Source organism: Vogesella oryzae (genome assembly GCF_902829295.1).
GTDB lineage: Bacteria > Pseudomonadota > Gammaproteobacteria > Burkholderiales > Chromobacteriaceae > Vogesella > Vogesella oryzae.
Genome location: NZ_CADEPL010000020.1, coordinates 1 through 26,607, shown reverse-complemented (window position 1 = coordinate 26,607; position 26,607 = coordinate 1). Strand labels below are relative to the sequence as shown.

Below are 26,607 nucleotides of genomic sequence, written 5' to 3'. Positions count from 1 at the left end.
TCGAAATCGCTTGAACTAGGTATTCACTCTGATACCATCGTCTACAGGTCGAGAACAAAAATATGATCGATCAAGACAGCGCCACAAATAACGCACAGAGGGATTAACACCATGCAACTCAAGCGCCTGACTCTTTCAGTAATGATGATGGGAGCTTCCGCTGCCGCAATGGCATCGGGGTACCACTTTGGTACCCAATCTGTCAGTTCGCAGTCTACTGCCAACGCCAGCGCAGCTGAAGCTGCCGACGCATCCACCATTTTCTACAACGCCGCCGGTATGACCAAGCTGGACGGCACCAATTTCTCCGGTGCAATTAATCTGGTAATGCCAAGCGTTGAATACAGCAATGCTTCCGGCAATTACCCAACTGGCGGTGCGATTACCACGGGGGATGGGGGTGCTGGCACTACTGCTGCCACATCCGGAAAAATCACCGATGATCTGATTGCAGTGCCGCATTTTTACCTTTCGCATCAACTAAACGACAAAGTTTATGTAGGTTTGGGGGTGTATGTGCCGTATGCATCCGATACCGAATATCAGCGTAACTCTGTGCTCCGCTACAACTTGAATGCTACCTCGCTGACTACCATCGATATCAATCCGACCGTAGCATTCAAACTGAATGAGCAGCACTCAGTTGCCGTCGGGGTAATTGCACAGTATGCCAAGGCGCATCTGCGCCAGTACGCAAACTTTGGCTTTGCACTCGCTGGCAACAACCCCGCAGGTAACGGCCAAGCTGACGGGTTTGCAGATGTAGATGGCGATGACTGGGGTTTCGGCTACAACCTGGCCTGGATGTGGGATATATCCGACAAGACTCGTGTTGGCATAAACTATCGCTCTCAAATTGAACACACGCTGTCTGGCACAGCAAAATGGAGCAAACCTGCCGCAGGCTATAGCGCACTGAATGCTGCCGGGTTTAAGGATTCCGAAGGCGCCAGCGTGGATATCACCACCCCGGAGTCGCTGTCGTTACACGGCATGCACAAGCTGAACGATAAAGTTGACCTGTTCGCGGACGTGACTTGGACTAAGCACTCCCGCTTCAGTACCGCCCAACTCAAGTATGAAAATTCAAAAACTAACCAAGGCAATACCACCTATCTGAATCCGGACTGGAAAGATACTTATAAAATTGCCATTGGTGGTTCCTACCAGTGGAGCAATCCGCTGCAGCTGCGTTTTGGTATCGCCTACGATAAGTCCCCGGTACCGGATGATAATCATCGACTGGCAACCATGCCGGATAATGATCGCTACTGGTACTCGTTTGGCGCCAAGTACGATATCAACAAGAACAACTCTGTGGACGTGGCCTACAGCTATATCCAGATCAAGGATGCCAAGGCTAATGTATCTGGCAAGTGCTCTAACTACGGCGTTTCTCAGTGTGTTTCCAGCCAAACAACAGCTACAGCCGATTACAAATCTCATGCCCAGATCATAGGTGTGCAGTACAACCATTCTTTCTGATGGCTTTAGCGGTATCGCGGCCAACTCTTACAGGTTGGCCGCAACAACACGGTTTACCGGCCGTGTTTTTTTTAAGGGAAATGCTGAATATTCATTCAGTTACTGTATCGAGTCCGATACTGGCGAAATCCCTGCCTTGGCCGACCCGGAACCTATAATCCGAGAGGCCTTCACTATGTTTGTCAAGACAACCGAGGAAACCATGTCTCAGACCAAATTCATCGTACGCAAGGTAGCCGTTCTCGGCGCCGGCGTGATGGGGGCCCAGATCGCCGCCCATCTGGTTAATGCCAAGGTGCCGACCGTGCTGTTCGACCTGCCAGCCAAGGAAGGCCCGAAAAGCGCGATTGCATTGAAAGCGATCGAGGGCCTGAAAAAGCTCAAGCCGTCCCCGCTGTCCAGCAAGGAGGCCGTGAACTTTATTCAGCCAGCCAACTATGAAGAGCATCTGCACCTGCTGCAGGACTGCGACCTGGTGATCGAAGCGATTGCCGAGCGCATGGACTGGAAAGCCGAGCTGTACGCCAAGGTAGCGCCGCATCTTGGAGAGCAAACCATTTTTGCAACCAACACCTCGGGTCTGTCGATCAACCAGTTGGCCGATTCTCTGCCGGCCGAACTGAAGCCGCGCTTCTGCGGCGTGCATTTCTTCAACCCGCCGCGCTACATGCACCTGGTAGAAATCATCCCGTGCGTTGGCTCCGCTGCCGCGATGCTGAATAACCTGGAGCGCTTCCTGGTGACCACGCTGGGTAAAGGCGTAGTACGTGCCAAAGATACCCCCAACTTCGTGGCCAACCGTATCGGCGTATTCTCGATGCTGGCGACCATCGCCAATGCCGAGAAATTCGGCATCCGCTTCGATGTGGTTGACGACCTTACCGGCCCGCGCCTGGGCCGTCCGAAATCTGCCACTTTCCGCACTGCCGACGTAGTTGGCCTGGACACCTTCGCCCATGTGGTCAAGACCATGGACGACACCCTGCCGAATGATCCGTGGCATGGCTTGTTCAAGTCACCGGAATGGCTGCAGAAACTGATTGCCGCCGGTGCGCTGGGCGCCAAAACCAAGGCCGGCATCTACAAGAAGGAAGGCAAGCAGATGTTCGTACTCGATCCGGTGGCCGGCGAGTACGTAGGCAGCGGCCAGAAGGGTGACGATGCAGTCAAAGACATTCTGAAAATTGCCAATCCGGCAGAAAAATTCCAGAAACTGCGCGATAGCGAGCACCCGCAAGCGCAATTCCTGTGGGCATGCTTCCGCGATGTGTTCCATTACATCGCTTATCACCTCGGCGACATCGCCAATTGCGCGCGCGATGTGGACTTTGCCATCCGCTGGGGTTTTGGCTGGAGCGTTGGCCCGTTCGAAACCTGGCAGGCCGCCGGGTGGCAACAGGTGGCCAAGTGGATTGCCGAGGATATTCAGGCTGGCAAGTCGCTGGTTGCGGCCAACCTGCCGGCATGGGCGCTGGAGACGGATCGCGCCGGCGTGCATTTCGCTGATGGCTCGTTCGATGCGGCTGGCAACAAACTGGTTGGCCGCAGTACGCTGGATGTCTACCAACGCCAGCTGGCACCGGCCAAAGTGCTGGGCGAAGCAAACGCCCCTCTGGGCGAAACCGTGTTCGAGAACGACGGTGTGCGTGCCTTTACTACCGGTGACGAAGTTTTGGTGGTGTCGTTCAAGTCCAAGGCGCACGCGATTGGCCCGGATGTCATTGATGGCCTGAATACCGCCATCGACATTGCCGAAGCCCGCTTCAAAGGTCTGGTGATCTGGCAAACCGAAGAACCGTTCTCGGTCGGCGCCGACCTGACTTCGATGATGCCTGCCTTCATGATGGGAGACTGGGATGCCATCGACGCCACCGTGCGCCGCTTCCAGGAAACCTCCATGCGCCTGCGTTACTGCCAGGTGCCAACCATTGCCGCGACCCAGGGCTATGTTTTCGGTGGTGGCTGCGAGTTCGCCATGCACTGCGACAAGACGGTTGCCGCGCTGGAGTCCTATGTCGGGCTGGTGGAAGTTGGCGTCGGCCTGCTGCCGGGCGGTGGTGGCTGCAAGGAATTTGCTTTCCGCGCCGCACAGGAAGCCCGTGGCGATGTGCTGGCGGCGCTGAAGGACTACTTCATGGCGATTGCCACTGCCAAAGTCGCCACCAGCGGTCACGAGGCCCAGGAAATCGGCTTCTTCCGCAAGGGTGACAGCGTGGTGTTCAATACCTACGAGCTGCTGCATGTCGCCAAGCAACAGGCGATAGCGCTGGCTGAATCCGGCTACCGCCCGCCGATGCGCGGCGCTACCTTCCCGGTTGCAGGTCGTGCCGGTGCGGCATCCATCAAGGGACAGCTGGTCAACATGATGGAGGGCAACTTCATCAGCAAGCACGACTTCTTTATCTCCAGCCTGATCGCCGATGTGATGACCGGTGGCGACGTGGAGCAGGGTACGCTGGTGAACGAACAGTGGCTGCTGGATCTGGAACGCAAGGCCTTCATGACCTTGCTGAAAACCAGCAAGACCCAGGATCGCATCGCCAACATGCTGACCACCGGCAAGCCGCTGCGTAACTGATAGTAGCCAGAATATCGGCAGGCTGGCGTTGCTGAGGGGCAGGCCAGCCTGTCATCAGGAGAATTGCAAAATGGTTAAACAAGTACAAGAAGCTTACATCGTTGCGGCAACCCGCACCCCGGTAGGCAAGGCGCCGCGCGGCATGATGCGTCATGTGCGGCCGGATGACATGCTGGCACACGTTATTACCGGTGCCCTGGCGCAGGTGCCAACGCTGGATCCGAAACTGATTTCCGACTGCGTGGTGGGTTGCGCCTTTCCGGAAGCAGAACAAGGGCTGAACATGGCGCGTATCGGCGTGCTGTTGGCCGGTTTGCCGGATACTGTCGGTGGCATCACCATCAACCGCTACTGCTCGTCCGGCATCAACGCGGTACAGATTGCCGCCGACCGTATCCGCATGGGCGAGGCCGATGTGGTCATCGCCGCCGGTGCGGAATCGATGTCCATGGTGCCGATGATGGGTAACAAGGTTTCGTTGAACCCGGCGATCTTTGCCAAGGACGAGAACTACGCGATTGCCTACGGCATGGGCCTGACCGCCGAGAAAGTAGCGCAACAGTGGGGCGTATCGCGCGAGGATCAGGATGCTTTCGCTGTTGAGTCGCATCGCCGCGCACTGGCCGCCATCGATGGGGGCAAATTCAAAAACGAGATTACCCCGCTGGAAGTAACCTATCGCACGCCGAACCTGGAGACGGGTGAAGTCATCAGCAAGACCCGCGTACTGGATACCGACGAAGGTCCGCGCCGCGAAACCACACTGGATGGTCTGGCCAAGCTGAAGACGGTATTCGATGCCAAGGGTTCGGTGACTGCTGGTAACTCCTCGCAAATGTCGGATGGTGCTGGTGCCGTTATCCTTGTCTCCGAGCGTGTGCTGAAGGAGTTCAACCTCACCCCGCTGGGTCGCTATGTAACCTTCGCAGTGAAAGGCGTACCGCCGGAAATCATGGGTATTGGCCCGAAAGAAGCCATCCCTGCGGCACTGAAACAGGCAGGCCTGGCACAGGATGATCTGAAGTGGATCGAGTTGAACGAGGCATTTGCGGCTCAGGCACTGGCGGTAGCTCGTGATCTGGAACTGGACATGAGCAAAGTCAATCCGCATGGCGGCGCCATTGCCCTGGGGCACCCGTTGGGCGCCACCGGTGCCATCCGTACCGCCACTTTGATCCATGGCATGCGTGATGCCGGCATGCAAGGGCATGGCATGGTAACCATGTGCATTGGTACCGGCATGGGTGCCGCCGGCATCATCGAAGTACTGTAATTATTGCGGCCAACCCTGACTGGCCACAAAAAAAGCCCGGCGTATTGCCGGGCTTTTTCTATATGGCGAGCCACCTAGCTGGTCAGTCGCTCAAGTGTCTCGAATTCGACCTGCTGGCAGTCTTCAAAACTCGCCACCTGTTCGGTTATCCGAATCTGGTAAGTTTTACCATTGGCGGACAGACTCAGCACACCGCCGCCTGCCGGCAATTTGCCCGGCACCAAGAAAACGCGCCGACCACCGCGAGTATTGTTCTGCGTCAGATAGATACCGTTAAACGGCGTGCTATTGATACTTTCGCTTAGCTGCACCGGTAATGGCATATTCCCGAGCAGCTCGACACCGACCTTGGTGCCGCCCTCACTTAGCCGTTGTACACGACGAATGATACCCAACTGGGCAGGTTGGCCGCGCGTGCCGACCCAGATGGTGCGACCGATCAGCAGGCCGTCAACGTCCCGCCCCAGATAAGTCATGCCGACCCCGGCTTCGCTGGAATCGGTAACACGCCATTCGTCGTTAAACTGCTCGTCACCCAACGGCACGTTCCGGTTGAGTCGCAGGTGGTGGGCAATCCGCTCGAAACCGACTTCTACCTTCGCCATGCTACTGCTAGTCAAGCGTTCGTGCCGGCGCATGGATTTGCCACCATCCTGTGACCAGCGGGTAGACAGTTTCTGCAGCAAGCTGCGCCACGTCGCTACCGGCATAGAAGGCAGCGCACGGCTGAAATTCGCCGGCACCGCCTGATCGAAATCGAGGATCAGATCCGCTAGCCGGTTAACCACCGCATCGCCAGACCAGAAACGGCAACCCTTGCCCAAGGTACCGCGACGCAACAATTGCGGTGCCGCAGGCAGGTCCAGGTTGATGACATACTGGAAATCACTATCACTGGCATTCGGTGCAAGGCTGACATCGTCAGCCAGCCGTGACAGTAGCAGGTGAATTGCTTCGATCTCGATCGGCACCAGATTGTCGGTTTGCGCCAAGTGCAGCATTGCGGCCTGCACCAGCATCCTCTCGGCAGTAATGCTTTCTTCTTCCGGCTCGTACAGTGCAATAGCTTTCTGCTGGAAGCCGGCTTGTTCGATCAGCGAATACAGCCGATAAGCTTGCAGCCAGGTCGAGCCATCGGCATGGATGTAACGGAGTGCGCTCCAGCGAATCAAGCTGAGCTGGTGGTGCAGGGCACGCACGGCTGCCAGCTCCAGCGATGGCGTCATCTGTGGCGTTTTGCTGTTCTGGCTTTGCCGCAGGCACAGCAGATAGCCGTTAGCCAGCTCGGTCCAGTACGCCAGAATCGTCGGCAAATAGGTACGCGCACGCGGTACGCCAGCCAGGTAGTCGAGACACAGATGGTGATGAATGGAAGCAGCATGGGTGTCCACATACAACAAGGTCTCAATGCGATCCTTGAAAGTAATGCTGACATCCTTGTTGATGCGCGCCACCGCCTTGATGATTTCCACCAAAGCAGGGCGGCTATCCATGGTCGGCAGGGTGCTTACCAGCCGGGTTGCGGACTCGGTGGTATCGGAACCAGGCCGTCTACGACCGGAGACGGCTCGGAAAATGGCTTTCAGGTCGATCATGGTGCGGTTTTCACAGTCGGCACTGGCCTATCTCTGCATGGTAGATGAAGACAGCCGCAGCTTGGTATAAATCTATGCGGCATCAGCCCCGAAAAACATTCTGGCCAGCCCGGCGCCTGGATCCTGCTCGCGCATAAAGGCTTCACCAACCAGGAATGTATGCACATGATGCTCGCGCATCAGGGCAACGTCCCGGGTGGTCAGGATGCCACTCTCAGTCACCGCGATACGATCAGGCCCTATGGTCGGAAGCAAACGCAGGGTCGTTTCCAGGTTAACCTCGAAAGTGCGCAAATTACGGTTATTGACACCCACCAGCGGCGTTTGCAACTGCAAGGCACTCTCCAGCTCATGCTCGTCATGTACTTCAACGAGAACCGTCATCCCCAGTTCGTGCGCCAACGCCTCGAAATCGCGCATTTGCGGTAGCGACAAAGCTGCGGCAATCAACAGGATGCAGTCGGCGCCAATCGCTCGCGCTTCGACGATCTGGTACTCGTCAACCATGAAATCCTTGCGCAGCACCGGCAACTGGCATGCGCCGCGGGCAGCAACCAGATAGTCCTCATGGCCTTGAAAATAGGGCGCATCGGTCAGCACCGACAGGCATGCCGCACCGGCAGTAGCGTAGCTATGGGCAATGGCAGCCGGATCGAAATCGGCGCGGATGACCCCTTTGCTTGGGCTGGCTTTTTTTACCTCGGCGATGACGGCCGGCAGCTTCTGGCTATGCTTCTGCCGGATAGCGGCAACAAAGTCACGCCGGTCGTCGCGCCGAGCCTCGGCTTCGTCGCGCAAGCTGTTGAGCGAGCGCAGCGGACGACGCTGAGTAACTTCCTGGATTTTAGTGGCGCATATTTTGGTAAGGATATCGGACATAACCAAGCCTTCAGTTGCCGCCAGGGGCAGCCATGTATTTATCAAAAAAGCCCAATAGCCGTTGCGGCATCCAGGTCAGCTGACCTGGGAATGGACCGGTAACGAAACCGGCATGGCCGCCTCGTTCAGGCAATTCCAGTGTCACCGCCGGGCTCACTTCGCTGGCATCAGGCAGTGCACTGGGGGGCAAAAATGGATCATTCCGCGCATTTATCAGCAAGGTTGGCCGCACGATACTGCCCAATACCGGTTTGCTGCTGGCGCGCGTCCAGTAGTCTCGCACATCGCGGTAGCCATGCAAGGGCGCCGTCACGACATCATCAAACTGGGCAAAAGTCCGCGCGCGTCGCACCGACCTGGCATCGAACAGCCGCGGGTGATACTGCAACTGCTGCAATGACTTTGGTTTAAGCGTGCCAAGGAACATGCGGGTGTATAGCCAGCGACCAATGCCACGATCCAGCCTGCTGCTAGCGGCAGCCAAGTCCAGCGGCACCGAGATCGCGGCGGCCGCCAGCGGTAACGCCGATGCTCCCCATTCTCCGAGATAACGCAACAGCATGTTACCTCCCAGTGACACACCTGCTGCAAATAGCATGGGCTGCTCGGCAGCCATACGTTGCAATATCCAGGCCACCTCGGCCGAATCGCCAGCGTGATACGCGCGGGGCTGCCGGTTTTCCATGCCGCCGCAACCGCGAAAATGCGGTACAGCACCATGCCAGCCGCGAGCCTGCACCTCGCGCATCAGCGCGATCGCGTAATGGCTGCGGCTACTGCCTTCCAGTCCGTGAAACAGCACCACCAGCGGCGCACCGGGCCGGCCATCAATCCGATCGACGAATATTTCACCGCCATCCGGCGTAGACCACATTTCACGCCGGTAGGCCGGCACAGGCTGGCGGATGAACAGCGCCGGCCAGATGGTGTCGGCATGGCTGCCATGCAGCCAGCGTGGCGGTTGGGAACGCATCAGCTTTGCGGTTTGATCGCCGATTTAGGCCGGAAGGCCTTAACCACTTCGGCACGCGTTTCGACGTACGGACCGCCGATCAGATCCAGACAGTAGGGCACCGCAGCAAAAATGCCGGGCACGGCAATACTACCTTCTTCGCGGACGCCTTCCAGCGTCTCGCGAATCGCCTTGGGTTGCCCGGGCAGGTTAAGGATCAGACTTTGCTTGCGGATAACACCCACTTGCCGAGACAAAATCGCCGTCGGGACAAATTTGAGGCTGACCTGACGCATCTGCTCGCCAAAGCCGGGCATTACACGGTCGGCAACCGCCAGCGTTGCCTCTGGTGTCACGTCGCGCGGGGATGGACCGGTGCCGCCGGTGGTCAGCACCAGATGGCAACCTTCTTCATCGACCAGCTGTTTCAGCGTTTGCTCGATCAGTGCTTGCTCGTCCGGAATCAGTCGGGTAACGGTTTCAAATCGGGATGAAATCGCCAGCGCCAGCCAATCGACAAGCGCAGGAATGCCCTTGTCCTCATAAACCCCCTGGCTGGCGCGATCAGAAATCGATACCAGCCCGATTTTCAGCGTCATTCCTGTTCTTCTCCGCTGTCGAATTCATCTTCCGGAGCGTTCTTCTGTTTGCCTTGCTGCGGAATCAGGTCTTTGATCATCTGGAACAACTGGCGAGCGGCCTTGGGGGCCTTTTCCTCGCTACGTTCCTTGCGGGCATTGCGTACCGTGGTGCGCAATTGCTGCACATCCACCTCCGGAAACTCGGAAATAAACTGCTGCACGTGCTTGTCGTCTTCCAGCATGCGCTCGCGCCAGCGTTCCAGCAGATGCAGCCAGTTGGTATGCGCACTGGCATCGCCACGCAGCGCTGCGAGTTTTTCTTCGATCGGCGCCGGGTCAATGCCACGCATCAGCTTGCCGATGTATTGCAATTGGCGACGCTTGGCACCGTTGGCGGTAAAGCGCTGGTAGTCCAGCACTGCCACCAGTAGTTGCTCATCAAGCTCCATTTTCTTGAGCTTGGCAGCGGGCAGATCGGTCAGCTCACGTCCCAGGTCCTGCAGCGCTTCACTATCGCGTTTAAGCTGGGAGCGACTGGGAGGCAAGCCGTTTTCGTCTTCGTTCAGGTAATCAGTAGCCATTGGTAAAGCTTGCTTAAAGTGTCAAGCTGGTATGATACCGGAAATCACCCCGCACGGCCGCCCGAGCAAGGCGTGCAATGTGCCTATAAACGCGGAAAACAGATATGTCTGAACAGATTTTTTCTTATAGCGAATCGGACCTGGAAAACATTGTTGGCCGCATGCTCGATCTGGCTCGCAGCAATGGCGCCACCGCCGCCGAGGCCGACGTATCGGAAAGCTGCGGCCTGAACGTCTCGGTGCGCATGGCCGAAGTCGAAACAATCGAGTACAACCGTGACAAGGGCATTTCCCTGACGGTTTATCTGGGGCAGCGAAAAGGGCATGCCAGCACCTCCGATTTCTCGGACAAGGCACTGGCCGACACCGTGGCCGCCGCCTTGAATATTGCCCGCTACACCGCCGAGGACGATTGCGCCGGCCTGGCTGACCCCGCGTTGCTGTTCAATCCGGCCGCTGCACGCGACCTGGATCTGTACCACCCATGGACACTGCCAGTAGAGCAGGCCATCGATATCGCCCGCGAATGCGAAGCTGCCGCCCGTACCGTAGACAGCCGCATCAGCAATTCCGAAGGTGGCAGCATTTCCAGCCATGTGAGCCGGCACTGCTACGCTAACAGCAATGGCTTTGTCGGTAGCCAGTCCACCTCGCGCCACAGCCTGTCGGCGGCGGTAGTGGCAACCGGCGGTGACAGTATGCAGCGTGACTACTGGTACAGCAGCGCTCGTCATCCTGACGACCTGCTTGCCGCTGCCGAGGTTGGCCGCATTGCCGGCGAACGGACCGTACGACGCCTGGATGGCCGCCGGGTAAAAACCGGGCAGTACCCGGTATTGTTCGAGGCGCCAGTGGCTGGCGGCCTGCTGTCCAGTCTGGTGCAGGCGGTCAGCGGCGGTAGCCTGTACCGCAAATCGAGTTTCCTGATGGATTCGCTGGGCACCCAGATTGCTGCGCCACTGCTGAACATCAGCGAGGATCCGTTTGTGCTGCGCGGCCTGGCCAGTGGCTGTTACGACGAAGAGGGCGTAGCCACCCGGCAGCGCGAGCTGGTCAGCAACGGTGTGCTGCAAGGTTATTTCCTGGGCAGCTACTCGGCACGCAAACTCGGCATGCAAAGCACTGGTCATGCTGGCGGCGCCCATAATCTGCTGGTGCGACCAACCCTGAACGGTGGTTTGACTGCACTCTTGCAGCGCATGGGAACCGGGCTGCTGATAACCGAGCTGATGGGGCATGGCGTCAACATGGTGACCGGCGACTATTCGCGCGGCGCCAGTGGCTTCTGGGTAGAAAACGGGGTGATCGCCTATCCGGTGGAAGAATTCACCATCGCCGGCAATCTGCGTGACATGCTGCTGCATATCGACGCCATCGGTGACGACATCGACCGCCGCGGCAGTCGTCACATGGGCTCGGTCTTGCTCGAAAAAATGATGGTCGCCGGCGAGGCTTGAGTACCTACATGACCGGCAAACAAGCCGGCCATGTAGATTTGCGATGCTGTCCCATAATGAGAAAAAAAGGGGAGCGGATCATGACAAAACCTGCGGTGGGCCTGGTACTGGCCGGTGGTGGCGCACGAGCCGCCTACCAGGTGGGCGTCCTGATGGCCGTGGCGCACATGCTGCCACGTAATGAAGGCAATCCGTTTCCCATCATTAGCGGCACTTCGGCCGGCGCGATAAACGCAGTAGGGTTGGCCGCAGGCGCCACGCACTTCCGGCGCGCAACTGCTTTTCTGGCCAAAATGTGGAAAGGGCTGCACGTCACCGATGTCTACCGTGCAGACTGGCCGTTTTTTGCCCGCGCCTTTCTGCAGTGGGGCGGCTCGGTGTTTACCGGCGGCAAGTTGGTTCACAACCCCTCCAGCTTTCTGGATAACGCACCGCTGCGCGAGCTTCTGGCCGGTTCGGTGCAGTTTGCCGGCATTTCCCATTCTATCGAGCGTGGCGACTTGCGTGCGCTGTCATTAACGGCATCCTGCTATAGCACCGGGCAGTCCGTCAGCTTTTTCGAAGGTGCCGCGGATATTGACGAGTGGAGTCGCCATCAGCGACACGGTGTGAGGGAAAGCATCGGCGTTGACCACCTGATGGCCACCTCCGCCATTCCGCTGATTTTCCCCGCCGCCACGATTGATGGCCGCTTCTATTGCGATGGCGCGATCCGGCAGATGGCACCGCTATCGCCAGCATTGCACCTTGGTGCGGAGCGACTATTTGTCATCGGACTGCATTCGGCACACCGGCAACGCGCCGAGCGCCGCGCACAAGCCGATCAACCAACCTTGGCCACCATTTTCGGTCACCTGCTTAACAGCGTGTTTTTTGACAGCATGGAAGCCGACATGGAGCGGCTGACACGGGTCAACCATACGGTTTCCCTGATTGACGAGCACGTGCGCAGTAGTGGCCGAACGCAGCTAAAGCGGGTAGAGGTATTCAATATTTCGCCCAGCATGTCACTGGAGTCGATTGCCCATAAATACGTGCATACCTTTCCGCCGGCCATGCGCTTCCTGATGCGCGGAGCAGGGGCGATGCGCCGACGCGGCTCGGTCCTTGCCAGTTACCTGCTGTTTGAACCGGCGTACTGCAAAGAACTTATCGAGCTGGGTTATCGCGACGCGATGACTCGCGAAGTAGAAATTTTGAATTTTCTGAAATACTGAAGGTCTGCCTTGCCTGGCAGCCATCATTTGTAACGTAAGGGAGAAGCATGAATCTGAGTCAACGGCAGGTCTTTGCCGCCATTGCTATCGTATGTGCCGGTGCAATGGGGTATGCACTGTATGCACAGCATGTATTGGGGCTGGAGCCATGCCCGCTTTGTATTTTCCAGCGCGTAGGCATTATTGCCACGGGTGTTCTCGCCGCCATTTTTGCCATCGTCAATCCGCGCCGCCTGGCAGCAAAGTTGGCCGCACTACTGGTTGCATTAGCCGCATTGGCTGGCGGCATGGTATCGGCCTGGCATGTCTACCTGCAGCACCTCCCCAAGGATCAGGTGCCAGCATGCGGTCCGGGGCTGGACTTCATGCTGCAAACGCTACCGCTATCGCAAGTACTGGCCACCGTGTTCAAGGGCAGCGGCGAATGCGCGGAAATCAATTGGGTGTTTCTGGGCCAGTCGATGCCGCTGTGGACCGGGCTGCTGTTCGTGGCGCTGATTGCTGCTGCACTGTGGAACGGCTGGCGCAAGGTGTAAACCGCTGCTCACCAGTAGCCAGGCTGCTACGCAGGCAGCCAATAAAAACACCCCGCAAAATGCGGGGTGTTTTTATTGCGTAACGATTCAGTTGGCCGCATTCTGTTGGACCGTTGCCGGGTAGCGCTTGGCGATTGCCGCTTCGAACTGCCGGCACATGTCTTCATCGGACAGCGCATTGTCTGCCAGTAGCTCAACGCCATCCACCACACGAATCACGGCAGCCAACGTGGCAGGATAGTCCTGCGGGTAACGGCGCGTTTCCGCGGCGGCCATGCTGTCTTGCGCCTGCTGCCACGCTTGTTCACTGCTCTGGTTACAGGCCCCTGCCAGATGACGCGCACTGAAACCTTCGCCGGTCAGATTGCGCAGCGTGGCATCGTGGCTGATGCTGTTGCCGGGCGCCCAGTAGTGCTGTGCTAGCAGTGGCCCGATGGCCGGGTTATCCGTCAGGTAGCCAAAACGCTGCAGGAAATAAGCACGAGTCTGGTGGACCGCCATATTGGCCAGCAGGTAGCCATGATAGGCGGCGGCAGACTCCTGGTTCAGCAGATGCGGAATGGCCAGCAGCGGGCGCGGGCTATCCACGCCCAAAATCTGCTGCTCGGTGCTGCGCGCCAGCGCCAGTATGTTGGCCGCGGTCAGTTCGTTGTCACCCAACTGATACAGGGCGCGTTCAAAGTAACCAACCACGGCCAGCATCCGTTCATTAAAGGCGCGGAAAGGCTGGCTGCTCTCGATGCGGGCTCGGATTAGCTCATCCGGCATGGGTTCGCCGCTGGCGTTGACGGCGTAGCGTTTCAACCAGTCGGCATCGTCCAGCAGGCTATCGCAGAACATCGACTGCGTTTCGGCGTATGCCATCGATGTGGGGGCGAATTCCTGCGAGAAGCAGGGCGAATTCAGGGTGACGTTGGCAAAATGCGCGGCGTGGCCACCCTCATGGAACAGGGTGTTGATGGCGCGATGGCCGCTACCCACCTGGTCCGGTTTGGCCTCGGCGGTAAAATTGATCTGGCCGGCTACCCAGTTGCCATCGCGGTCGTAGAAGGTGGGTACCGGGCCGTGGCAAAAGCCGTTCTGATATTTGCCCTTGCGCTCCAGCAAGTCCAGCTGCAGCGTGGCGCCACGATAAGTGATACCCAGACGACGGAAGCTTTGCACCCAGCGCCGCAGCGCCTGCGAGAAGGGCAGGTACGGATCCATCTGGCGCACCACGTCGCCGCTCATGTGATAGCGGATGCTCCACGGCAGTGTGGCCTCGGTACCATGCTGTGCCTGTAGCTGTGCCAAAGCACGCTGATTGGCGTCGCGCGTAGCAACTTCAAAGTCATCCAGAATGGCAAACAGCTGCGCCGAGCTCATCTGCTCGTTTTTGCGCACCTTGTAGTCGAAGTAATTGGCGAATCCCAATGCGCGGGCCAGCCGGTTACGAAGACGAACGATTTCGATAAATCCATTGTCCAGCACCCACTGCTCAAGCTGGCGGAAAGCGTCGTAAGAGCTTTTGCGCCACTCGGCACAACTGTTCAGACTGATATTGGTCGCCAACATGCCCAAGGTGGCTTCCTCTTCCTCGCCCTGTTCGTTGCGATGACGTAAAACCAGCTCGCGCTTACGGGCGAACAGCGCCGCCTCGGCGTCGATCAGCTCTGCCATTAACTGGCGAGCAGCATCGTTGTCGATGATGTTGGCCTCAAACAGTGCCAGCCATCCCTCCAAACCATGCATCAGCGCGTCTCGCTCGCTGCTGGCGGGCTGCGCACGAACGGCGGCCAACTGTTCGCGGGTCTGCGCCAGCTTTTGTGGGCTTGAGATGAAATCCTTGAATGCCTGTTCGGCGCAGGCAAAACCGGCGTGATCATCGCTGGTGGCCATATAAGTGGCCCAGAACAGGTCTTCCTTGGCCTTGTGAATCTGCAGGTATTCCTGGTTCAGCTGATCAAAGAATGCTTGCGGTGTGGTCATGATGTTTTCTGCGGCGAGTGGCTAGATTGCTAGCTTACGCCAAAGACATGACTTGTTCTGTTGTCGGCTGGAGATTTGCCCGAAAGGGCAGGTGAAAAGCAAAAAGCCTTTCCATGAGGAAAGGCTTGCATGATGTTGGCGGAGCGGACGGGACTCGAACCCGCGACCCCCGGCGTGACAGGCCGGTATTCTAACCAACTGAACTACCGCTCCAACCTAAAGCTTGGTGGGCGTTGACGGAGTCGAACCGCCGACATTCTGCTTGTAAGGCAGACGCTCTACCAACTGAGCTAAACGCCCGAAAATTCGTTGCTGAAGCAGCTGTTTTTGCTGCGTCGTTCAGCGAGGAGGCGAATTAAAACACAGCAACGGCGGGGCTGCAAGGGCTATTCGCAAATTTTTGCATGCAAATTTTCAAGCACCTGTTTTTGCTATTTAAGATGCCTACGGCATTTTGTCTGACAGGGTGATGCGTGAAGCAAACTGCTCATGTATCATTGCTCGATTGTCCCTAATCGGAACCTAAGCATGAAGCCGACCTTTCTTGATTTTGAGCAGCCGATTGCAGAGCTCGAGAACAAGATAGAGGAACTGCGTTTCGTCCAAGACGATTCCGTCCTCGATATCTCGGAAGAGATTGCGCGTTTGCAGAAAAAGAGTCAGGAACTGACCAAGACCCTATATAGCAAACTGACGCCTTCGCAAATTGCCATTGTGGCACGCCACCCGCAACGCCCCTACACCCTGGATTATGTTGGCAGTCTGTTCACCGACTTCCAGGAACTGCATGGCGATCGCGCCTATGCCGATGATCCGGCAATTGTTGGCGGCCTGGCCCGTTTCAACGGCCAACCGGTAATGGTTATCGGCCATCAGAAGGGCCGTGACACCAAAGAAAAAATTTACCGCAATTTCGGCATGCCGCGTCCGGAAGGCTATCGCAAAGCCCTGCGCCTGATGCGCACCGCCGAAAAATTCGGCCTGCCGATCATTACTTTTGTTGACACCCCGGGCGCCTACCCGGGCATTGGTGCAGAAGAACGCGGCCAGTCTGAAGCCATCGGCCGCAATCTGTATGAAATGGCACGCCTGAAAGTGCCGGTGATCGTGACCGTTATTGGCGAAGGCGGCTCCGGCGGCGCACTGGCAATTGCCGTCGGCGACTACGTCAACATGCTGCAGTACTCGACCTACTCGGTAATCTCGCCAGAAGGTTGCGCCTCCATTCTGTGGAAGACCGCAGAGCGCGCGGCCGATGCCGCAGAGGCGCTTGGCATCACCGCTCCGCGCCTGAAGTCACTCGGCCTGATCGACCGCGTAGTCAACGAGCCTCTCGGTGGCGCTCATCGCGACCATCCGGCCATGATGGCGGCGCTGAAACGCGTACTGCAGGAGCAGCTGAAAGAAGCATCCAGCCGCGACGTCACCGAGCTGTTGAAAACCCGCTTTGATCGCCTGATGAGCTATGGCCGCTTCAAGGAAGATGCAGCCTGATCTGCTACCACAGCTGATTGCCCACTGGCCGGACAGTTTGTCCGGCCTTTGTCATTTGGAAGTGGCACTCTCCGGTGGACTGGACTCCTGTGTACTACTGCACCTGCTTTGCCGTTGGCGCGATGAGGCCAATGGCCCAACCCTCAGTGCGCTTCACGTACATCACGGCATCAGCCAGCACGCTGACGACTGGGAGGCGTTTTGCGGCCAACTTTGCGCTCAATACAAGGTGCCACTGCGCATCGTGCATGCGTCATTACAGAAGTCCGGTGGCGAAAGTCTTGAGGCAGTGGCGCGCGACGCCCGCTATCGGGCTTTTGCCGCATCACCGGCAGCAGCGATTGCCCTGGCGCAGCATGCTGATGACCAAAGCGAAACTGTATTGCTGCAATTGCTACGCGGAGGCGGCCCACGGGCACTGGCAGCCATGCCAGCGTGTCGACAGTGGCGAGGCAAAACCCTGTGGCGCCCACTGCTACAGGTTGACCGCAGCACCTTGCAGCAATACGCAACAATGCACAGGCTGCAATGGGTTGAGGACGACTCCAATAGCGATACGGCCAACTACCTGCGCAACCACTTGCGACTGGAAACTCTGCCGGCATTGCGGCAGCGATTGCCACAACTGGACACCCAGCTACTGCGCAGCGCACAGCGCATGGCCGATGCGGCCGCCATTCTCGACGACATGGCGGCGCTAGACCTGCAACAATGCGCCACACCTGATGACATACAAGTTTCGGCCTTGCTGTCCCTTAGCCCGCCACGACAGCGCAATCTGTTGCTAGCCTGGCTGACACAGCTGCATTGCCCGCCGCCATCTCCGGATGCACTCAACACCTTACTGTCGACATTGGCAGCCGGCGAGTCCGCCAGGTTGGCGCTACCCGGTTTTGAGCTATATCGCTATCGCGACACACTGGGCTTACTCAGAACCAATCCAGAACCGACCGCATGGCCACAGCGTTGCCGGGTCGGCGAGAATTGGCACGGCGCATGTGGAGAACTAAGCTGGCAACGTGGGCGCGGCTTGCCCGGCAACTGGCAGGGAAGGGAGCTGGTACTGACTACCCGCCAAGGGGGCGAGATGCTGCCAACAAGGGTTGGCCGTAAGCAGATCAAAAAGCTGTTCCAGGAACAGGCGGTACCAGCACTGTTGCGCGACGACTGGCCACTACTGCGCAGCACAGAGGGCAAGCTGCTGGGGGTGCCTGGCATTGCGCTTGCAGAAGGTGGACTGGAAGAGGATGGCTGGTGGCCACGGTGGCAACCGACTGCGATACATCGCCATCTCTAGAAAGCAATCCGCCGTGCTCCGACATCGGAACACGGTGGGTTATGTAGCAACAAGCCGATCAGCCCAGATTTTTTGGCCCAAACGCGCCCGGCAATAACGCATCAAGCGTGGTATTGACCTGCTCGCCACCATCACAGATGGTCCGCACCACCATAGTCGGCCCGAACTCGTTAAGCACCTGGCGGCATGCGCCACAGGGCGGGGTTGGTGCGCTGGTGGGCGTGTAGATACAGATGGCGACCACCTCGCGCATACCCTCGGCCCGGGCAGTAAAGATAGCGGTGCGCTCGGCACAGTTGGTCAGCCCGTAAGACGCGTTTTCCACGTTACAACCGCGCACGATGCGACCATCACTGGTCAGCAACGCCGCCCCCACCGCAAAACGGCTATAGGGGACGTAAGCCTGCCTGGCTGCGGCACGCGCCTGTTTTTCCAGTTCTTCCCAGGGAATGCTGTGACCCATGGCGATTCTCCATCAATAGGGCGCGCGATCATCCTCTTGCAACTCTGGCTTGTCAATTCGCGCTTTTAGTTCTGTAGCACAGACACCGCAAAGACAACAAAGCCGGGCATAACCCGGCTTGTTTGGTGCCAACGAGAATTCAGTCCTCGCCAGTTACACCCGCAAAGTCATCATCGTTCAGCGGATCGCCCAGCCCCGCCTCTACCAGCTCCTCGCGAGTCAGCAAAAACACAAAACCATCGCCGCTTTCGGTTTCCATCCAGGTGAATGGCAGGCTAGGGTAGGCAGCCTCCAGTACATCGCGGTTGTGGCCGATTTCCACCAGCAGCACACCCTGCGGATTAAGCAAACGGGCAGCATTTTGCAGGATCACGTGGGTGGCATCGAGGCCATCCTCGCCAGACCCCAGCGCCAATTCCGGTTCGTGCAGGTATTCGGCCGGCAGCGCATCCACCGACTCGGCATCCACGTACGGCGGGTTGGAGATAATCAGATCGTACGACTCTTCCAGCCCTTCCACCAGATCGCTATGGATCAGCTGGATGCGTTCTTCCAGCCCATAGTTCTGCACATTGATGCTGGCCACTTCCAGGGCATCCAGCGAGATATCGACAGCGTCGATCTCGGCATCCGGGTAGTGGTGCGCCAGCTGGATCGCCAGACAACCGGAGCCGGTGCAGAGATCCAGCGCCCGGTTGACCAGTTCCGGATGCTCAATCCACGGCGCCAACGGCTCGCCCAGAAGTTCATAAATAAAGGAGCGCGGCACGATCACGCGCTCATCAACATAAAAGTTGAACTCGCCCTGCCAGGCTTCGTGCGTCAGGTACGCCACCGGCACCCGCTCCTCGGCGCGGCGCTCGATCAGGTCGACCACGTCTTTCACCTCGGTTTCCAGCAGCTTGGCGTCCAGAAACGGCTCCAGACGATCAATGGGCAGCTTCAATGCCGACAGCAGCAGATAGGCCGCCTCGTCATAGGCATTGTCGGTACCGTGCCCGTAGGTGAGGCCGGCATCGTTAAATCGCGATACGGCAAAGCGCAGCAGGTCGCGTACGGTCTGGAAGCTACTGGCGGCTTGTGCGTACATGGTCATCCTTTCAAAATCAGGGCAACCCGCTGCTGCGGGTCACTAAAACGAAAAAGGTTGGCCGCGGCCAACCTTGTGCTGCTCTGGCAGCCTGTCGCGTCGAATGGGCGCGATTATCGCTCAGAACGGCAGCATTGCGCTGGTTTCATTGGCCAACACGCGGCGGAAATCGTTCTGGATGCGCTGCAGTGCAGCCGCATTGTCGGCCTCGAAACGCAGCACGATTACCGGCGTGGTATTGGAGGCACGCATCAGGCCGAAACCGTCGGCGTACTCCACCCGCAGACCGTCGATGCTGATGATGTTCTCGGCACCTTCGAACTGGGCACTATGCTGTAGGCGGGCGATCAGCGCGTGATTTTCGCCCTCGGCCGTTTTCAGGTTCAGTTCCGGGGTCGACAGTGCGTTAGGCAGGGCATTCAGCACCGCGGATGGGTCGGCGACTTTCGACAGAATTTCCAGCAGGCGGGCACCGGCATACAGACCATCATCGAAGCCGTACCAGCGCTCCTTGAAGAACACGTGACCGGACATCTCGCCAGCGAGGCCGGCATCCGGATGCTCCTTGAGCGCGGCTTTCATGAAGCTGTGACCCGTGCGGTTGATCAGCGGCTCACCACCAGCAGCACGTACCGCCGGCGCCAGCAGGCGAGTGCACTTCACGTCATAGATAATCTTGCAGCCGGGTTGACGGCTGAGCACGTCCTGCGCAAACAGGATCAGCTGGCGATCCGGCCAGATGATGCAGCCATCCTTGGTCACGACCCCCAGACGATCGCCATCGCCATCGAAGGCCAGCCCAATCTCGGCATCGCTATCGCGCAATGCCTGGATGACATCCTGCAGGTTTTCCGGCTTGGCCGGATCAGGATGATGGTTAGGGAAGGTGCCATCCACCTCGCAGAACAGTTTCTGTACTTCGCAACCCAAGCCACGGAACAGCTCGGGAGCAAAATCGCCCGGCACGCCATTGCCACAATCCACCACGATTTTCATCGGTCGGGCCAGCTTGATGTCACCCTGGATGCGAGCCAGGTACTCGTCGACGATGTCGTGGGTGCGGTAGCCACCGTGACCACTGGCAAAATCTTTATTGACGATGCGTTGATACAGTTTCTGGATCCAGTCGCCCGCCAGGGTGTCACCACCCAGCATCATTTTGAAACCGTTGTAGTCCGGCGGGTTGTGGCTGCCAGTCACCATCACCCCGGAGAAAGTTTCCAGCTGGTAGGCGGCAAAATACAGCATAGGCGTGGCGACACGACCAACGTCGATCACATCCACGCCGGCAGCGCGAATACCATCCGACAATGCATTCGCCAGCTCCAGACCGGACAGACGGCCATCACGACCGATACAGATAGCACCAACATTACGCTCGATCGCCTCGGAGCCGATGGCGCGGCCAACCTGGAATGCCACATCGGCAGTCAGCGTTTCACCCACCACACCGCGGATGTCGTACGCCTTGAAAATAGAAGCAGCGATAGTCATGACGGGAAAATCCATTGCAGTACATTTCAAAAAAAGAATACCGCCGGCAGACACCGGCGGCGTAGAGCAGGGCGCCTCAGGCAAAAGAACGGGACAATGCCACCAGTTCAGCCAGCTTTTGCTTGGCCTTGCCGCTATCAATCGCCGAACGCGCCATTGCCACGCCTTCTTGCAGGCTTGCCGCCACACCGGAAGTGTAGATGGCGGCGGCGGCATTCAGCAGCACAATATCGCGCGCCGGACCAGATTCACCCGCCAATACCGCTTGCAATATGGCTTTTGACTGCTCGGCGCTGTCAGCACGCAGAGCGGGCAGCGGGGCGTAGGCCAGTCCGAATTGCGCCGGATCCAGCCGATACTCGGTAATCTGGCCATCTTTCAGCTCGGCAACCAGGGTGTCGCCAGAAAGGGTGATTTCATCCAGACCATCGGTGCCATGCACGATCATCACGCGCTTGCTGCCAAGTTCGCGCAGCACGCGGGCCTGAATACCCACCAAATCGGGGTGGAATACGCCCATCACCTGGTTCGGCGCCCCCGCCGGATTAGTCAGCGGCCCCAGGATATTGAAAATGGTGCGCACCCCCAGCTCGCGACGCACCGGTGCCACGTATTTCATTGCCGAATGGTGGTTCGGCGCAAACATGAAACCGACACCAATTTCGTCAATACAGCGGCCAACCTGCTCAGCCGACAGGTTCAGATTGACCCCCAGCGCCTCAAGCACATCGGCACTACCGGAGCTGGAAGACACCGAGCGACCGCCATGCTTTGCAACACGGGCACCGGCAGCGGCCGTGACAAAGGCTGAAGTAGTCGAAATATTGAAGGTATGACTCTTGTCGCCACCGGTACCGCAGGTATCGACCAGATTGCTGGCATCTCGTACCGGTACCAGGGTCGCAAATTCACGCATCACCTGGGCCGAGGCTGCGATTTCCGACACGCTTTCGGTCTTCACACGCAAGCCCACCAGAATGGCAGCGATAACCGTAGGCGGGACTTCACCGCGCATGATTTGTCGCATCAGGTCCAGCATTTCGTCATGGAACAGTTCGTTCTGGTCAATCAGGCGATTGAGGGCGGCCTGCGGGGTGATCATGTTGTTTTTCTCCGTTATGGGGTCAGGCAAATTCTTTCAGGAAATTCTGCAGCATCTGATGGCCATGCTCGGTGAGGATCGATTCGGGGTGGAACTGCACGCCCTCGATAGGGAGGGTTTTATGCCGCACCCCCATGATTTCACCATCCTCGGTCCAGGCCGTAATTTCCAGGCAGTCCGGCAGAGTTTCGCGCTCGATCACCAGCGAATGGTAGCGGGTGCAAGTTACCGGGTTAGGCAAGTCGCGGAACATGCCTACATTGTGATGATGAACAGGGGAGACCTTGCCGTGCATCAGTTGCTTGGCGTGAATGATCTTGCCGCCAAAGGCCTGCCCAATACTCTGGTGACCAAGGCAGACGCCCATAATCGGCAGTTTGCCGGCAAAGTGGCGAATGGCATCCAGCGAGATGCCAGCTTCGTTTGGCGTACACGGACCAGGGGAAAGTACCAGATACTGCGGCGCCAGCGCCTCGATCTCTTGCAAGGTAACTTCGTCGTTACGGAACACTTTCACGTCTTGACCCAACTCGCCGAAATACTGCACGAGGTTGTAGGTAAACGAATCGTAATTGTCGATCATCAGAAGCATGATGGTGCTGTAGGCCCTATATTTCGCGGCTTTCGGCGCCGCAGACATTGAATTTGATCCAGTACTTTATGTTTTACTGCGAACCGAGCTTGATAGCTGCCTTGCAGGCGGACAGGATAGCACGCAAGAATTTTGCCTGCAGTCCATCACGGTCAAAATGAATGCACCGGCTAACTCACCGGTTCCGACATGCTGCCAAGTTACAGACAGCTAGAAGAGAGGTGTGGTTGATAAATTCACGCCCTATATTTTACATAATAAACATTATGCGACGTATTAGCCAAACCCCCTGGGGGGCTTTTTCAGCGCTCCAACCGAACTTCTTACAGCTAAAGATGATTTAATCCCCATCAGCCGAAGCGCCGGGCCGCATCCAAAGCCAAACCGCTGCCGATACTGCCATAACGATCGCCTTCAACGGCATTCGCATTAGGAAACATCGCAGCTACGCGCTGGCGCAGCAAAGGTACGCCACTGGAACCACCAGTAAAAAAGATGGTATCAACTTGCGCTGAATTCAGCTGCGCATCCTGCAGCAGTCGTTTGATGGTGTTTTCGATGCTGCCAAGTAACACCTCAATTGATTCATGAAATTCCTGACGGCTTACCTGGTGCTCGAGGCCGTCTTCGATTTCACACATCGACAGCATGGCGTGATCAACGTCGCTAAGTGCAATCTTGGCGGCCTCAACTTGAATCGCCAGCCAGTGGCCAGCGCGCTTGCTGATCAGACTAAACAATCGATCCAGTTTTTCACGTTCCAGCGCATCGGCGTAAACGCCTTGCAGTTCTGACCACACCTTGCGGCTGTAGGCAAAATTGATTGTGTGCCAGGTGGCCAGATTGAAGTAATAGCTTGAAGGCACTTCGGCATTGTTACGCAAGCGCGTGCGGTAACCCAGTTCCGGCATTACCGCCTTGAGGCTGAGCTGCTTGTCAAAATCGGTGCCACCAATATGCACGCCACCGTTAGCCAGAATGTCATCCAGCCGCTCGATGCGCGTGACGCGCTCCGGGGACAGCCGTAACAGTGAAAAATCCGAGGTGCCGCCGCCAATATCGACAATCAGCACCATTTCTTCGCGGGATATCCGGCTCTCGTAATCGAATGCCGCGGCAATCGGCTCGTATTGGAATGCCACCTCGGAAAAACCGGTACGGCGTGCGATGTCGCCCAAAGTATCTTCGGCCAACTTGTCTGCGACAGGATCGTCATCGACAAAGAAAACTGGTCGACCAAACACTGCCTGGCTAAAGCTGCGCCCGGCCGACGCTTCGGCTCGCTGTTTCAACGAGGTAATGAAATATGACAACAAGTCCAGAAACCGCAGCGGACGGCCATCTACCTCGGTCTGGCCGTTCATCAACCCAGTGCCGAGAATACTCTTGAGCGAGCGCATCAGCCGGCCCTCGTAACCTTCCAGGTACTCGGCGAGCGCCGCGCGACCAAAGGCCACGCTGTCTTCATCGGCATTGAAGAACACCACCGACGGCAGCGTGGTTTTTCCTTCTTCCAGCGCCAGCAGCGCCCCCTGCCCCGGCCGCCACCAGCCTACCGTGGAGTTGGAAGTACCAAAATCCACGCCACAGGCTTTTACTGTCATGTTCCCCGCTCCTGGCGCAAAGGAGCGGGATTATAGCGAAAGGCACCAGACTCGTCGGCACTATTCGCGGCGATCGGCCCATACCTTCGCTGGCTGTCGCAAAGCCCCGACTTAGCCGTGAAGCACTGGCGGACTTCTCCTTGCCTTGATTTTCTTATCTACGCTCAAGGAGCCGGCGGCAAGCACTATGGAGAATTGCGCCATCACCCGATGGAGACTCACATGCAAGCCCTGTCCGATAGCGTTTTTACCTTTGATGCCCGCGGCGTAGCCAAGCGCTTCCGCCATGCCGCCATTTTTGGCGCGCTGGAAGCACTGCATCACGGCGAAACCATGCGTTTCATCAATGACCATGACCCGCTGCCGTTGCTTGGGCAGATCCAGCAACGTTACGGCGAACAAGTTCGATACAACTATCAGCAACGCGATAACAGCCAGGTTGTTATCGACTTTAGCATCCATCTGGCGGAAGCCGTGCCGGCACCGCAGCAAGGCGGTTGCGGCGGAGGTGGAGGCTGCGGCTGCTCCGGCGGCTAAGCCTGCCGACAAGGGTGACCCAAGTGGTCGCCCTTTTTATTGCCCCGCGAGACTTTCCCCTGCCATCGGCTTTACCTAGAATGCAGGCGTCACAACCCGGATAACCATGCCCAATGGGACGCACCCTCGCCCTCAAATTATTCTCCCTGCTTGGCCTGATTATGGCCGTGGTTGTTATGGGTACGCTGGGCTACCACCTGCTGGAAGGCTGGTCACTGTTCGATAGCCTCTACATGACCGTGATCACCCTGGCGACCATCGGTTATGGTGAAACCCATGACCTGGATACCGTTGGCCGCATCTTCACCATTTTGCTGATTATCTTTGGCACCGGTGTCGTCGGTTATGGCCTGTCATCATTGACACTGATGCTGTTTCAGGGCGACCTGCCCGCCTACCTGCGCAAGAGAAAAATGGACAAGCTGATTTCCCGCCTGAAAAACCACGTCGTGATTTGTGGCCTGAGCCGCAGCGGGCTGTATGCCCTCGAAGAACTGCACCAGGCTGGTCATGACATCGTAGTCATAGAGCAGAATGAGGCACGTGCGGCCCAACTACTGGCTGAATACGGCACGCCCTACATCATTGGCGATGCCACCGAAGACGCTAACCTGATGGCTGCCGGCATCGAACATGCCCGCGCACTGATTACCAGCCTGACTTCCGATGCCAACAACGCCTTTGTGGTAGTGACCGGCCGTAGCCTCAACCCGCAACTTACTATTGTCTCAAAGGCCGAAACGGAAAGCGCCCGTAAGAAGTTGCAAGCGGTTGGTGCCAATCAGGTGGTGATACCGTCCTACCTCGGCGGCATGAATATGGCATCGCTGGTTGCCAACCCACAGACCATGCACTTCTTCGAACGGCTGCACACCCGCTACCCTCACGCCTTCCGGGCGGAAGTACTACCGGTACGTGACGAATGGGTTGGCCGCAGCATTGATGAATGCCTGCCCATTTCAAACGGCAACATGATGGTAATTGCAGTTGAGCTGCCTGGCGGCGAGGTACAGTTCAACCCGCCACTGGCCACGGTACTGCACAAAGACGAATCGCTAATGGTGATTGCGCAGCACCCGCAAACTGCAACCAGTTAAAACAAAAGCGGCCGCAATTGCGGCCGCTTTTGTTTGTCCCGTTAGCGTTTAGCCAAAGTGGCAAACGTAATGCAGCGTGTCGGTCACTTCAATCTGGAAGCTGCTCTCGCCAGGAACGGTAAACGAGTCACCGCCTTTGTAGCTGCGTGCTTCGGCTTCCCCTGCCAGGGTCACCTTGCACTCGCCAGCCAGCAATTCCATGATTTCCGGCGCACCGGTACTAAACAGCAGCTTGGCCGGCAGGATTACCCCAACCGACTTGCGCGTTCCATCTGCCAGCACCACGGTGTGGCTGACACATTTGCCATCGAAATAAACATTAGCGCGCTTGACCACGCTTACATTATCAAACTGGTCCATGATTTCTCCTTGTCTTGGGCACGGCCGTTACGGCTCTTGCACTGCATCATGCCTGTGTGCCGTTTGCAGCGTCAATGCCGCCCTCCCACAAGGATTAATCACAGCTGACTAACGACATGAGCCATTGCGGCCGGTCACCCACGTCCGGCTGTAGCATGCGCCCAGCTCGTTGATACCCCTGTGCGGCACTTGGACAAGCGCACTATGAATCGCCCCGGCTTCTCTAGACACTCTTGAGCCGTTGGAAATATTGCTTCTCAAACTCTACCGGCGATAGCCCGTTTGCGGAACCATGACGGCGCTTCGGGTTGTAGAACATCTCGATGTAATCGAAGATGTCTCGTCGGGCTTCCTCCCGGTCGTGATAGGTTTTTC

General features: G+C 57.7%; 24 protein-coding genes and 2 tRNA genes. 10 read left to right on the top strand and 16 right to left on the bottom strand.

All coding sequences use genetic code 11. The features are described 5' to 3' along the window. Window positions 1-111: 111 nt before the first annotated feature. The 3 genes from HU218_RS08560 to HU218_RS08550 all read left to right on the top strand — a co-directional run bounded on the left by HU218_RS08560 (window position 112) and on the right by HU218_RS08550 (window position 5,336). Window positions 112-1,485, top strand: a complete 1,374-nt coding sequence (locus tag HU218_RS08560; RefSeq protein WP_174874518.1) for an OmpP1/FadL family transporter — start codon at window positions 112-114, stop codon at window positions 1,483-1,485. 202 nt (window positions 1,486-1,687) lie between these two features. Further along, window positions 1,688-4,063: a 3-hydroxyacyl-CoA dehydrogenase/enoyl-CoA hydratase family protein gene (locus tag HU218_RS08555; RefSeq protein WP_174874517.1), complete on the top strand. Its 2,376-nt coding sequence runs from the start codon at window positions 1,688-1,690 to the stop codon at window positions 4,061-4,063. 70 nt (window positions 4,064-4,133) lie between these two features. Then, the gene (locus HU218_RS08550) at window positions 4,134-5,336 is read left to right on the top strand and encodes an acetyl-CoA C-acyltransferase (protein WP_174874516.1); all 1,203 of its coding nucleotides are present in this window, start codon (window positions 4,134-4,136) and stop codon (window positions 5,334-5,336) included. 74 nt (window positions 5,337-5,410) lie between these two features. Here the strand turns inward: HU218_RS08550 and HU218_RS08545 are convergent, their stop codons facing one another. From HU218_RS08545 to yjgA, 5 genes are all read right to left on the bottom strand, one after another. Next, the gene (locus HU218_RS08545) at window positions 5,411-6,931 is read right to left on the bottom strand and encodes a PilZ domain-containing protein (protein WP_174874515.1); all 1,521 of its coding nucleotides are present in this window, start codon (window positions 6,929-6,931) and stop codon (window positions 5,411-5,413) included. 72 nt (window positions 6,932-7,003) lie between these two features. Next, window positions 7,004-7,810, bottom strand: a complete 807-nt coding sequence (gene trpC / locus HU218_RS08540; RefSeq protein WP_174874514.1) for an indole-3-glycerol phosphate synthase TrpC — start codon at window positions 7,808-7,810, stop codon at window positions 7,004-7,006. A 10-nt stretch (window positions 7,811-7,820) separates the two neighbouring features. Then, a complete protein-coding gene (locus HU218_RS08535) occupies window positions 7,821-8,783 on the bottom strand; it encodes a YheT family hydrolase (RefSeq protein ID WP_174874513.1) in 963 nt (320 codons plus the stop codon). Next, entirely contained in the window at window positions 8,783-9,361 is a 579-nt protein-coding gene (gene mog, locus HU218_RS08530; protein ID WP_174874512.1) for a molybdopterin adenylyltransferase, read from the bottom strand. Before mog ends, HU218_RS08535 begins: the two co-directional genes overlap by 1 nt. Further along, window positions 9,358-9,924 (bottom strand): ribosome biogenesis factor YjgA, encoded by a 567-nt coding sequence (yjgA, locus tag HU218_RS08525; protein WP_174874511.1) that lies wholly within the window; start codon window positions 9,922-9,924, stop codon window positions 9,358-9,360. Before yjgA ends, mog begins: the two co-directional genes overlap by 4 nt. 104 nt (window positions 9,925-10,028) lie before the next feature. Between yjgA and pmbA the strand changes: the two genes are divergently transcribed. From pmbA to HU218_RS08510, 3 genes are read left to right on the top strand one after another with little or no spacing between them, the layout of a single operon-like run. After that, a complete protein-coding gene (gene pmbA, locus HU218_RS08520) occupies window positions 10,029-11,381 on the top strand; it encodes a metalloprotease PmbA (protein WP_174874510.1) in 1,353 nt (450 codons plus the stop codon). An 8-nt stretch (window positions 11,382-11,389) separates the two neighbouring features. After that, a complete protein-coding gene (locus HU218_RS08515; protein WP_246210884.1) occupies window positions 11,390-12,598 on the top strand; it encodes a patatin-like phospholipase family protein in 1,209 nt (402 codons plus the stop codon). A 47-nt stretch (window positions 12,599-12,645) separates the two neighbouring features. Next, window positions 12,646-13,134 (top strand): disulfide bond formation protein B, encoded by a 489-nt coding sequence (locus HU218_RS08510; protein WP_174874509.1) that lies wholly within the window; start codon window positions 12,646-12,648, stop codon window positions 13,132-13,134. Window positions 13,135-13,221: 87 nt separating this feature from the next. Here HU218_RS08510 and HU218_RS08505 read toward each other — a convergent pair whose 3' ends face one another. The 3 genes from HU218_RS08505 to HU218_RS08495 all read right to left on the bottom strand — a co-directional run bounded on the left by HU218_RS08505 (window position 13,222) and on the right by HU218_RS08495 (window position 15,402). After that, window positions 13,222-15,102, bottom strand: a complete 1,881-nt coding sequence (locus tag HU218_RS08505; RefSeq protein ID WP_217450762.1) for a M3 family metallopeptidase — start codon at window positions 15,100-15,102, stop codon at window positions 13,222-13,224. Between the two features lie 136 nt (window positions 15,103-15,238). Beyond that, window positions 15,239-15,315 (bottom strand) — tRNA-Asp (locus tag HU218_RS08500). Window positions 15,316-15,326: 11 nt separating this feature from the next. Further along, a tRNA-Val gene (locus tag HU218_RS08495) sits at window positions 15,327-15,402 on the bottom strand. 228 nt (window positions 15,403-15,630) lie between these two features. Here HU218_RS08495 and HU218_RS08490 point away from each other — a divergent pair. Together HU218_RS08490 and tilS are read left to right on the top strand one after the other, a co-directional pair. Beyond that, a complete protein-coding gene (locus HU218_RS08490; RefSeq protein ID WP_174874508.1) occupies window positions 15,631-16,596 on the top strand; it encodes an acetyl-CoA carboxylase carboxyltransferase subunit alpha in 966 nt (321 codons plus the stop codon). Continuing rightward, window positions 16,568-17,893 (top strand): tRNA lysidine(34) synthetase TilS, encoded by a 1,326-nt coding sequence (tilS, locus tag HU218_RS08485; RefSeq protein WP_343033025.1) that lies wholly within the window; start codon window positions 16,568-16,570, stop codon window positions 17,891-17,893. Before HU218_RS08490 ends, tilS begins: the two co-directional genes overlap by 29 nt. 58 nt (window positions 17,894-17,951) lie before the next feature. Here tilS and HU218_RS08480 read toward each other — a convergent pair whose 3' ends face one another. From HU218_RS08480 to HU218_RS08455, 6 genes are all read right to left on the bottom strand, one after another. Then, window positions 17,952-18,356, bottom strand: coding sequence for a cytidine deaminase (locus HU218_RS08480; RefSeq protein WP_174874506.1), 405 nt, complete (start codon window positions 18,354-18,356; stop codon window positions 17,952-17,954). A 139-nt stretch (window positions 18,357-18,495) separates the two neighbouring features. After that, a complete protein-coding gene (prmB, locus tag HU218_RS08475; RefSeq protein WP_174874505.1) occupies window positions 18,496-19,446 on the bottom strand; it encodes a 50S ribosomal protein L3 N(5)-glutamine methyltransferase in 951 nt (316 codons plus the stop codon). 120 nt (window positions 19,447-19,566) lie between these two features. Beyond that, window positions 19,567-20,940 carry a phosphomannomutase/phosphoglucomutase gene (locus tag HU218_RS08470; RefSeq protein WP_174874504.1) on the bottom strand — a complete coding sequence of 458 codons (1,374 nt, stop codon included), beginning with the start codon at window positions 20,938-20,940 and terminating at the stop codon, window positions 19,567-19,569. A gap of 76 nt (window positions 20,941-21,016) precedes the next feature. Further along, on the bottom strand, window positions 21,017-22,042 hold the full coding sequence (gene trpD, locus HU218_RS08465; RefSeq protein WP_174874503.1) for an anthranilate phosphoribosyltransferase: 1,026 nt from the start codon (window positions 22,040-22,042) through the stop codon (window positions 21,017-21,019). A 22-nt stretch (window positions 22,043-22,064) separates the two neighbouring features. Continuing rightward, window positions 22,065-22,634, bottom strand: a complete 570-nt coding sequence (gene pabA, locus HU218_RS08460; RefSeq protein ID WP_174874642.1) for an aminodeoxychorismate/anthranilate synthase component II — start codon at window positions 22,632-22,634, stop codon at window positions 22,065-22,067. A gap of 350 nt (window positions 22,635-22,984) precedes the next feature. Continuing rightward, window positions 22,985-24,238 (bottom strand): Hsp70 family protein, encoded by a 1,254-nt coding sequence (locus tag HU218_RS08455; RefSeq protein WP_174874502.1) that lies wholly within the window; start codon window positions 24,236-24,238, stop codon window positions 22,985-22,987. Window positions 24,239-24,460: 222 nt separating this feature from the next. Between HU218_RS08455 and HU218_RS08450 the strand changes: the two genes are divergently transcribed. Then, window positions 24,461-24,775 (top strand): DUF2249 domain-containing protein, encoded by a 315-nt coding sequence (locus HU218_RS08450; protein ID WP_174874501.1) that lies wholly within the window; start codon window positions 24,461-24,463, stop codon window positions 24,773-24,775. A 113-nt stretch (window positions 24,776-24,888) separates the two neighbouring features. Then, window positions 24,889-25,872, top strand: coding sequence for a potassium channel family protein (locus HU218_RS08445; protein ID WP_174874500.1), 984 nt, complete (start codon window positions 24,889-24,891; stop codon window positions 25,870-25,872). Between the two features lie 48 nt (window positions 25,873-25,920). Here the strand turns inward: HU218_RS08445 and ppnP are convergent, their stop codons facing one another. Beyond that, window positions 25,921-26,232 carry a pyrimidine/purine nucleoside phosphorylase gene (gene ppnP / locus HU218_RS08440; protein ID WP_174874499.1) on the bottom strand — a complete coding sequence of 104 codons (312 nt, stop codon included), beginning with the start codon at window positions 26,230-26,232 and terminating at the stop codon, window positions 25,921-25,923. Between the two features lie 223 nt (window positions 26,233-26,455). After that, on the bottom strand, window positions 26,456-26,607 hold a 152-nt coding region (locus HU218_RS08435), incomplete at its 5' end, for an IS3 family transposase (protein ID WP_174874498.1).

Excerpts from the sequence above, each read along its gene's own strand:
- HU218_RS08560 (WP_174874518.1), top strand. The coding sequence starts at position 112 with ATGCAACTCAAGCGCCTGACTCTTTCAGTAATGATGATGGGAGCTTCC.
- HU218_RS08555 (WP_174874517.1), top strand. The coding sequence starts at position 1,688 with ATGTCTCAGACCAAATTCATCGTACGCAAGGTAGCCGTTCTCGGCGCC.
- HU218_RS08550 (WP_174874516.1), top strand. The coding sequence starts at position 4,134 with ATGGTTAAACAAGTACAAGAAGCTTACATCGTTGCGGCAACCCGCACC.
- HU218_RS08545 (WP_174874515.1), bottom strand. The coding sequence starts at position 6,931 with ATGATCGACCTGAAAGCCATTTTCCGAGCCGTCTCCGGTCGTAGACGG.
- trpC (WP_174874514.1), bottom strand. The coding sequence starts at position 7,810 with ATGTCCGATATCCTTACCAAAATATGCGCCACTAAAATCCAGGAAGTT.
- HU218_RS08535 (WP_174874513.1), bottom strand. The coding sequence starts at position 8,783 with ATGCGTTCCCAACCGCCACGCTGGCTGCATGGCAGCCATGCCGACACC.
- mog (WP_174874512.1), bottom strand. The coding sequence starts at position 9,361 with ATGACGCTGAAAATCGGGCTGGTATCGATTTCTGATCGCGCCAGCCAG.
- yjgA (WP_174874511.1), bottom strand. The coding sequence starts at position 9,924 with ATGGCTACTGATTACCTGAACGAAGACGAAAACGGCTTGCCTCCCAGT.
- pmbA (WP_174874510.1), top strand. The coding sequence starts at position 10,029 with ATGTCTGAACAGATTTTTTCTTATAGCGAATCGGACCTGGAAAACATT.
- HU218_RS08515 (WP_246210884.1), top strand. The coding sequence starts at position 11,390 with ATGACCGGCAAACAAGCCGGCCATGTAGATTTGCGATGCTGTCCCATA.
- HU218_RS08510 (WP_174874509.1), top strand. The coding sequence starts at position 12,646 with ATGAATCTGAGTCAACGGCAGGTCTTTGCCGCCATTGCTATCGTATGT.
- HU218_RS08505 (WP_217450762.1), bottom strand. The coding sequence starts at position 15,102 with ATGACCACACCGCAAGCATTCTTTGATCAGCTGAACCAGGAATACCTG.
- HU218_RS08490 (WP_174874508.1), top strand. The coding sequence starts at position 15,631 with ATGAAGCCGACCTTTCTTGATTTTGAGCAGCCGATTGCAGAGCTCGAG.
- tilS (WP_343033025.1), top strand. The coding sequence starts at position 16,568 with ATGGCCGCTTCAAGGAAGATGCAGCCTGATCTGCTACCACAGCTGATT.
- HU218_RS08480 (WP_174874506.1), bottom strand. The coding sequence starts at position 18,356 with ATGGGTCACAGCATTCCCTGGGAAGAACTGGAAAAACAGGCGCGTGCC.
- prmB (WP_174874505.1), bottom strand. The coding sequence starts at position 19,446 with ATGTACGCACAAGCCGCCAGTAGCTTCCAGACCGTACGCGACCTGCTG.
- HU218_RS08470 (WP_174874504.1), bottom strand. The coding sequence starts at position 20,940 with ATGACTATCGCTGCTTCTATTTTCAAGGCGTACGACATCCGCGGTGTG.
- trpD (WP_174874503.1), bottom strand. The coding sequence starts at position 22,042 with ATGATCACCCCGCAGGCCGCCCTCAATCGCCTGATTGACCAGAACGAA.
- pabA (WP_174874642.1), bottom strand. The coding sequence starts at position 22,634 with ATGCTTCTGATGATCGACAATTACGATTCGTTTACCTACAACCTCGTG.
- HU218_RS08455 (WP_174874502.1), bottom strand. The coding sequence starts at position 24,238 with ATGACAGTAAAAGCCTGTGGCGTGGATTTTGGTACTTCCAACTCCACG.
- HU218_RS08450 (WP_174874501.1), top strand. The coding sequence starts at position 24,461 with ATGCAAGCCCTGTCCGATAGCGTTTTTACCTTTGATGCCCGCGGCGTA.
- HU218_RS08445 (WP_174874500.1), top strand. The coding sequence starts at position 24,889 with ATGGGACGCACCCTCGCCCTCAAATTATTCTCCCTGCTTGGCCTGATT.
- ppnP (WP_174874499.1), bottom strand. The coding sequence starts at position 26,232 with ATGGACCAGTTTGATAATGTAAGCGTGGTCAAGCGCGCTAATGTTTAT.